At 60.7% G+C, this 7754-nt stretch carries 6 protein-coding genes; 3 read left to right on the top strand and 3 right to left on the bottom strand.

Annotated features, from left to right (window positions below; all coding sequences use genetic code 11):
- Nucleotides 1-140: 140 nt before the first annotated feature.
- Genes QVP03_RS12195 through QVP03_RS12205 form a run of 3 tightly spaced genes read left to right on the top strand, consistent with a single transcriptional unit; the run spans nt 141 to nt 3666 of the window.
- The gene (locus QVP03_RS12195; RefSeq protein ID WP_022333688.1) at nt 141-1427 is read left to right on the top strand and encodes an O-acetylhomoserine aminocarboxypropyltransferase/cysteine synthase family protein; all 1287 of its coding nucleotides are present in this window, start codon (nt 141-143) and stop codon (nt 1425-1427) included.
- Nucleotides 1427-2443 carry a homoserine O-acetyltransferase family protein gene (gene metX, locus QVP03_RS12200; RefSeq protein ID WP_022333689.1) on the top strand — a complete coding sequence of 339 codons (1017 nt, stop codon included), beginning with the start codon at nt 1427-1429 and terminating at the stop codon, nt 2441-2443. The genes QVP03_RS12195 and metX overlap by 1 nt, the downstream gene beginning before the upstream one ends.
- 11 nt (nt 2444-2454) lie before the next feature.
- On the top strand, nt 2455-3666 hold the full coding sequence (locus QVP03_RS12205; protein WP_022333690.1) for a homoserine dehydrogenase: 1212 nt from the start codon (nt 2455-2457) through the stop codon (nt 3664-3666).
- A 205-nt stretch (nt 3667-3871) separates the two neighbouring features.
- On the opposite strand, the gene QVP03_RS12210 is transcribed toward QVP03_RS12205, so the two are convergent.
- From QVP03_RS12210 to QVP03_RS12220, 3 genes are all read right to left on the bottom strand, one after another.
- On the bottom strand, nt 3872-5260 hold the full coding sequence (locus QVP03_RS12210) for a fimbrillin family protein (protein WP_141405654.1): 1389 nt from the start codon (nt 5258-5260) through the stop codon (nt 3872-3874).
- An 88-nt stretch (nt 5261-5348) separates the two neighbouring features.
- Nucleotides 5349-6551, bottom strand: coding sequence for an MFS transporter (locus tag QVP03_RS12215; RefSeq protein ID WP_022333692.1), 1203 nt, complete (start codon nt 6549-6551; stop codon nt 5349-5351).
- A gap of 92 nt (nt 6552-6643) precedes the next feature.
- On the bottom strand, nt 6644-7754 hold a 1111-nt coding region (locus tag QVP03_RS12220; RefSeq protein ID WP_288210809.1), incomplete at its 5' end, for a hypothetical protein.

A 7754-nucleotide genomic window follows, 5' to 3' on the forward strand; every position in this document is an offset into this window, starting at 1 on the left:
GCTCGCTCCGCAGTATGACCATGGATATGATGTACATGCGCAACCGATTCCGCCGGGTGTAGATTTTCCGTGTATACGAACGACACAATCCGGCTTCAGAGAGGTCGGATTTTTTTTGTAACGACTAAAAAACAGATAGCATGGCTGAGAAAAAATTACGTTTCGAGACATTGCAGATCCACGGAGGGCTGCAACCCGACGATCCCACGGGTGCCCGCGGTGTGGCGATATATCCCACGGCAGCATACCGTTTCAAGAGCTGCGAACACGCGGCCAACCTCTTCGACCTGAGCGAAGGGGGCAACATCTACACCCGGCTGCAAAACCCGACTACGACCGTATACGAGCAACGCATCGCCGCCCTGTACGGTGCCGTGGGGGCGCTGGCCGTCTCTTCGGGCATGTCGGCCATACTCATCGCCGTGCTCTCGCTGGCGGCCGAGGGCGACAACATCGTCGCCTCGCCGTTCCTCTACGGCGGCACCTTCACCCAGTTCCGCATTTCGCTGCGCAGGCTCGGCATCGACTGCCGCATCGCCCGAAGCGAACGCCCCGAGGACTTCGAGGCGCTGATCGACGGACGCACGAAGGCGATCTACGCCGAGAGCATGGGCAATCCCACTTGTACGGTGCCCGATCTCGAAGCACTGGGACAACTGGCCAAACGCTACGACGTGCCCTTCGTCGCGGACAATACGTTCGGTGCCGCGGGCTACCTGTGCAACCCCTTCGAATGGGGTGCGAACATCGTCGTCGACTCGGCGACCAAATGGATCAACGGCCACGGCACGGCCATGGGCGGGGTGATCGTCGACGGGGGCAATTACAACTGGGCCAACGGCAAGTTCCCGCAGATCGACGGCCCGTCGGAAGGGTATCACGGACTGAATTTCCACGAGGCATTCGGCGCGGCGGCCTTCATCGTGAAATGCCGCGTGGACGGTGTCCGCGACCTGGGCTGCTGCCCCTCGCCGTTCGACTCCTACCTGATGACGCTCGGGCTGGAAACGCTTTCGCTGCGCGTGCGGCACGAAGTCGAGTCGGCACGCAGGCTGGCCGAATACTGCCGCAACCATCCCAAAGTGGAGCGCGTGAGCTTCGTAGGCTTCGAGTCGCACCCGAGCTACGCGAACGCGAAGAAGTATTTCCGGTTCGGTTCGTCGGCCGTCTTCACCATCGAACTCAAAGGCACGCTCGACAGCACCGTGCGTTTCGTCGAATCGCTCAACCTGGCGGCACACATGGTCATGATCGGCGACTCGGTCACGGTCGTTACGCACCCGGCATCGACCACGCACAAACAGCTCAGCGACGCAGACCTCGCCGCAGCAGGCGTCACGCCGACCATGCTGCGCATCTCCGTCGGGCTGGAGAATACCGACGACCTTATCGACGACTTCGAACAGGCTTTCGCACACATCGGATAATGGAACCCAGCATTTACAAAGCACCCGGGCCGTTCGTGCTCGAAACGGGGCATACGCTGCCCGAGCTGAGGATCGCTTACCACACCTACGGCAAGCCCAATGCGGCGCATGACAACGTCGTGTGGGTATGCCATGCCCTGACGGCAAACTCGGACGTGGCGGACTGGTGGCCGCACACGGTCGAGGCGGGGTGTTTCCTGGACCCGGCACGCCACTTCGTGGTCTGCGCCAACATCCTCGGGTCGCACTACGGCACCACGGGGCCGCTGCACGTGAACCCGGAAACGGGAAGCCCCTATTACAAGGATTTCCCGCCGTTCACGATCCGCGACATCGTCCGTGCACACCGCCTGTTGGCCGGCGCGCTCGGCATCGGCCGCATCGACACGCTCGTAGGAAGTTCGGTCGGGGGATTCCAGGCCATCGAATGGGCGGTCTTGGAGCCGGAGCGCATCGGCAAACTGATCCTGATCGCCACGGCGGCCAAGGCCTCGCCCTGGACGATTGCCATCGACCAGACCCAGCGCATGGCCATCGAGGCCGACACGACGTTCGGCGAGCCGCGAGACGACGCCGGGATGGCCGGACTGGCTGCCGCACGCGCCCTGGGGCTGCTCACGTACCGGGGTTCGCTGGGATACAACCTCACGCAGCAGGACAGGGAGGAACTCCCCGCAGTACACCGCGCATCGACCTACCAGCAATATCAGGGCGAGAAACTCTGCCGGCGCTACAACGCCTACTCGTACTATGCCATACTCAACGCCTTCGACACCCACGACACGGGGCGCGGGCGCGGCGGGGTAGCAGCCGCCCTCGCACGCATCGAAGCCCGCACGGCAGTGGTCGGCATCACGACCGACATCATTTTCACCCCGGCAGAGATGCGCGAACTGCACGGCATGATCGCCGGAAGCACGTACCACGAAATAGATTCGCCGTTCGGGCACGACGGGTTCCTCGTCGAGCACGGGCAGTTGAACGACATCCTCTATCCGTTCATGAACAATCAATAAACAAGCAGCATATGAGCAAAATCAAAATCGGCCTGTTCGGGTTCGGCGTCGTCGGACAGGGAATCTACCAGGTAGTGCAGAAATCGAAGAACGCCCACGCGGAGATCGTGAAGATCTGCGTCCGCGACCCGGAAAAGCCGCGTAAGGTCGAAGTCGACAAATCCCTCTTCACGACGTCGGCCGACGAGATACTCGACAACAGGGACATCAACCTGATCGTGGAGGTGATCGACCAGGCCGATGCTGCATACAGCATCGTCAAGCGGGCCCTGCTGCGCGGCATCCCGGTCGTCTCGGGCAACAAGACCATGCTGGCGCACCACCTTCCGGAACTGATCGAGATCCAGAAGACGCACAACGTGGCGCTGCTGTACGATGCCTCGTCGTGCGGTTCGATCCCCGTCATCCGCAACCTCGAGGAGTATTACGACAACGACCTGCTGTTAGAGGTGAAGGGCATCCTGAACGGCTCGTCGAACTACATCCTCTCGCGCGTCTTCGACCACGCCGAGAGTTACGACAGCGCCCTGGCGCAGGCGCAGGCGCTCGGCTTCGCCGAAAGCGACCCGTCGTTCGACATCGAAGGCTACGATTCGCTCTTCAAGCTGGTGATCATCACCGTACATGCGCTGGGCACCTACGTCGCCCCGGAAAAGATTTTCACCTACGGTATCTCGACCATCCACGATTCGGACATCCGGTATGCCCGCGAGAAGAACGTCAAAATCAAACTCGTGGCGCAGGTCGTCAAGGTGAGCGACGAACACTTCACGATGTTCGTCATGCCGGAATTCGTGACGCCCTCGAAGTATATTTACAGCGTCGACGACGAGTACAACGGCGTAGTGATCCGCGGCGAGTGCTACGACCGGCAGTTCATGTTCGGCAAGGGCGCCGGGAGCCTGCCCACGGCATCGTCGATCCTGAGCGACATCATGGCCCGCCTGAACAACTACCGCTACGAGTACAAGAAGCAGAACTACATGCAGAAGCCCGACTACACGGCGGACATCACGCTGAAGGTCTACGTGCGGTACAAGGAGACCGACGTGCACGGCATCCTGAATTTTACGAAGGTGCACGAACAGTACACCAGCGAAGACAGCAACTACGTCATCGGCGACATCCAGCTGAGCGAACTGCTCGCCAAACGCGACCGGCTCCGGGGAAAGGACGTGTTCCTGGCCAACATCCCGATTTTCTTCCTGAACCGCGACAACTGACACGACGCGGGCACTGGGCTCCTGCGGGGTGGGACACGCATTCGCTGCGCCACCAAAAGGTCATCACGCAATGGCCTGTGCTCACCGCAGCCCCGAGGAAAACCGCACGGCGGCCTGCCTCAGGAGGGTAAAACCCGCAGTAAAAAGACGATCCCCGGCTCATCCGAGACCGGGGATCGTTCCGTTGCCGCATCCTCGGCTACGGCTATATATCCTTCACGCAGCGCAGCGAGACACCGTTTCCGGCCGGAAACGGAGCAAGCCCGGCTACGATACCGCCAGACGAATAACTCAATGCCTGATAGCCCGAACCGCCGTCTTGCGGGGTACAGCTCATCAAATAGCCTTTGGTTTCAGTAAGATAACGCCCCGTCTCCGAATTCCACATCCCGGCGCTACGGAGCAGGGAGGCATCGTATTCGGGGCTGGCGAGCATCTGTTCGATCTCGGCGCCCGTGGGGACATGCCAGCCCGGCGGACAAATCCCCTGCACCGGGGTGCCGGATGCAGCCGTCGCACCGCCCAGGGCCGTTGTGAAGCTGTAAAGCAACCCCCGTTCCGCGACATATTCGGCGTCGTTCGATCCCGCCGTACCGCGGCAAGGGTACCAGATACCGGTTCCGATCTGGGCACCGTCAGGCAGGTAACGCAGGTTCCGGGTCATCCAGACCCGTCCGCCGATCGTCGCGGTGGGGTAGTCCACACCCCCGTAGGAAAGCGTCCCGGGGTCACCACCCTCGCCGCCGCCCTCACCACCGCCGCCATCACCGCCGCCCCCTTCGCCGCTACCATCGAGCGAACCGCCGTCGCCCCAGTCGACGACTTCGCCGCTCAGTTCCACGTCGATGTCGATATTGGTCACAACGACCGACATGTCGTAGCGTTTCCCGCTTTCGAGCTGTGCCGAAGAGAGGGTTTTGCTGCGGCTCTTTCCGTCACCGGTCGCTACCGTAACCGTCAGGGTGGCCTGCTGCGGCACAAGGATGGCACGGTAGGCGGCATCGGCCGTCACTTCGAACGCCTCGACGTCGGCAGCAGCAGCCCCGCTCTTGGCCGCGGCGGAGGGCACCGTGAAATCGACCACGGCCGTCGGGACGAGTCCGCCGACCGTAACCCCCGTAACCGGGGCGTCGGAATTGTTGGTAAGGACGATCGTCAGCTGCGACATCACATGGTAAAAGAGCATCCCGACAGGTGCCGAAGATGGGGTAACCTCTTTTTTCACCGCGACCAGCAGGTCGGACGATGCACCTCCCGACGTCTGGTCTGTAGCAACGGAAAACTCCGCGGGCATTCCCTGTTCGGAGTAAGGATGGTAGGCCGTGAGCGTCGATTTTTCATTCGAATCGTTATACCACAGCAAATCCGCGGCTGTAAAGGCCGTACCGTCGTAGGTCATCAGGACATTCTGCACGTAGGTTTCCGAACCTTTGGCAATGCTCAGCCCGATGCGGTCGCCGGTATCGAAATGCAATCCCGTAACACGGGTCTGGATCGTCGGCGCGATTTTCACACAAGGCGTACCTGTGTCAGACTTTGAGCAGCCTGCCGCAAGGGCAGCGGCGGCCAAAGCCGTCAGAAGTGTTGTTTTCATCTCGCGATAATCGTAATAGGGTGTGACTTTTCAGCACAAATTTAAACCTTTTTACGTCATTCACAACACTTTCGAACAGTTTTTACAATCAATTCCGGTAATAGGATCCGTCGAGTCCGAGCGTAAAGCTATCCCGGCGCAGGAGTGTGACGACAGCCACGGCCAGCACCAGCACGGCATTGAAAAAGAAGGGGAAGCGGTCGCTGTGCGTCCCGAAAACGTGACGGAAGAGGTCTACGATAAAAGGGCAGACCATCACGGCCAGGTAATTCACCGACATGACGAACGAAAGGGCCAGCGTAGCGGAACGCGGCGGGGCGATGGTCGCCGCCTTGTCGTAAATGACAGGCTGCATGATCCCGTATCCCAGCCCGGTGCAAAGCGCCCCGAAGGCCAGCATCGCCTTGCCGTGGAAAACCCCGACACACAGCAGCCCCACACAGACCAGCACGAGCGCCACGAGGTTGACGTTCCGCTTCAAAGAGCGGATGATGTTGGCGATGAACAGCCCCGGCAGCATGATCGCAAGGAAAAACAGCGAGATCAGCACCCCGGAAAACGAGCTGTCGATCTTGTAGTCGTCGATCAGGAACGAGGCATAGAACGTCACGACCAGCACGGCGTAGGTGACGAAGAAATAGAACGCCATCAGCCCGGCGAGCTTACGGCGGTCGATCATCTTGTGGCGCAATTGGATGCTCTGTTCCGGTTCGGGGACGGAGCGCTGCCGCTTGAGCAGGAACGACAGCGCGAGCGAAATACCCGGCAGGGTATAGACCAGAAAGGGCAGATGCCAGTCCACATTGGCCAGGTAGCCCGTCACGACGGTCGCCAGCACGAGCGTCAGGTTGTTGATCGACGAGCTGTACCCCAGCTGCCGGACACGGTAATCGCCCGTAAAGTAGTCGACCACGAGCCCCGTGGAGAAGGGGATCACCATGCCGGCGCCGATGCCGAGGATGCAGCTGATGACGATGAGCCACATCATGCTCCGGGCGAAGAGGCATGCCACGCCGCTCAGGAAGAAGATCGACAGCCCGACGGCAAGGATCTTGAGCTTGTCCTTGCCGACGGAGAGCTTGCCGGCAAGCAGGACGAAGGGGATGATCAGCAGCGAGGGCAGCGACGTGAGCATCTGTATTTCGAGGTCGGTGGCCTTCGGGAAGATTTTATTCAGGTCGCCGAGGATCGGCGAGATCGCCAGCCCCGGCAGCGAGGCGATTGCCGACACCGACCATATCGCCAGCAGCACCGCCAGCGTAACCGTACCTTTTCCTGTCTTGATTTTCATTGCCAGTGGATTTACACGCCCACACAGCAAGTGTTATACCAAAACAAGGCGGGCCGGCACATGCCGGCCCGCCTTGTCGTATCGGATGGTATTTACTTGCCCTGCTGCTTCACACAACGCACCTGAAGGCCGTTGGCACGGGCATAGGGCGCCGAATCATCAATGCCGGCCGAGGTGTCGAGTTTCTCGAACCAGAAATGGAGCGCCGCAGCCTGCGTGCCGGACACGGCGGTCGTCCAGTAAAGGCCCTCCCAGGGTTGTGCCTCCATGGCGTCGGAACGCACCTTGGGCAGCGGATTGTAGATATTCAGGATCTTGCCGTTGTCGTAGCGGCGGCGTCCGGCGCCAAGGAAGAACGATTCGGCGCTTCCGTCGGTCAGCGTCCAGCCGTATTTCGCCTCGTCGCCCACGGCCGGGGTACCGACGATCCTCAGGTCAGCGAACGCGCCCGAGGGAGCTACGCGCCAGCCGTAGGGGCAGGGGTCGTTGACGCTCTTGTCGGCCACATTGTCGTCCGCCGACCACAATCCATCGGAACGGCCGCTCCAGAGCCAGTCGTTGTCCGTGTCTGCCACACCCGTAATAAAGACGAGCGGGTTCCGGATGGCATATTCCATCGTACCGGTCTCGGCGCTCGACTCGGACATTTTCAGGTAGACGCGACTGCCGCTTCCGCTGTACATCGGGGCACCCGAGCCCTCCGAACCCTGATAGGTATTCGGCCCGATGAACGGGTCTTTGCGTCCCCACTGGTAATATAACCCGTAGGAAGCGAGTATCTTGTCCGTCGTCGAATTGTCGTTGGCCTGGGCTCCGAGGTTGCGGTTCATCAGCGTATAGTCGTTGAAAACGACCGTACCGCCCTCCGCATCGGGGTCGTAATCCGTCGCCCAGATATGCCAGCTCCAGATAAGTTCGTCGTCGGCATTGTAGGCGCCGATCACGGCGTTGCCCTGCTTGATCTTGGTGGCGTCGTCGCTGTCGGCACCGATGTAGAACGACGCCTTGCCGTCCTCGAAGTCCGCATACTGCACGAATCCCGATGCGGTCTGCCATACGACGTCCACATAGGAAGTAGCCAGCAGAGAGCCGTCGCTCTTGCGCGTAGCGTCGATCAGGTAATTGGTTTCGGGCTCCGAGACGATATAACTGTTGGCCACCTCGGCGCTGATGTCCTTCGTCGTCACGATACCGGCGAAGAGC

Source organism: Alistipes sp. CAG:29, from assembly GCF_000435435.1.
In the GTDB taxonomy this organism is placed as follows: Bacteria; Bacteroidota; Bacteroidia; order Bacteroidales; family Rikenellaceae; genus Alistipes; species Alistipes onderdonkii.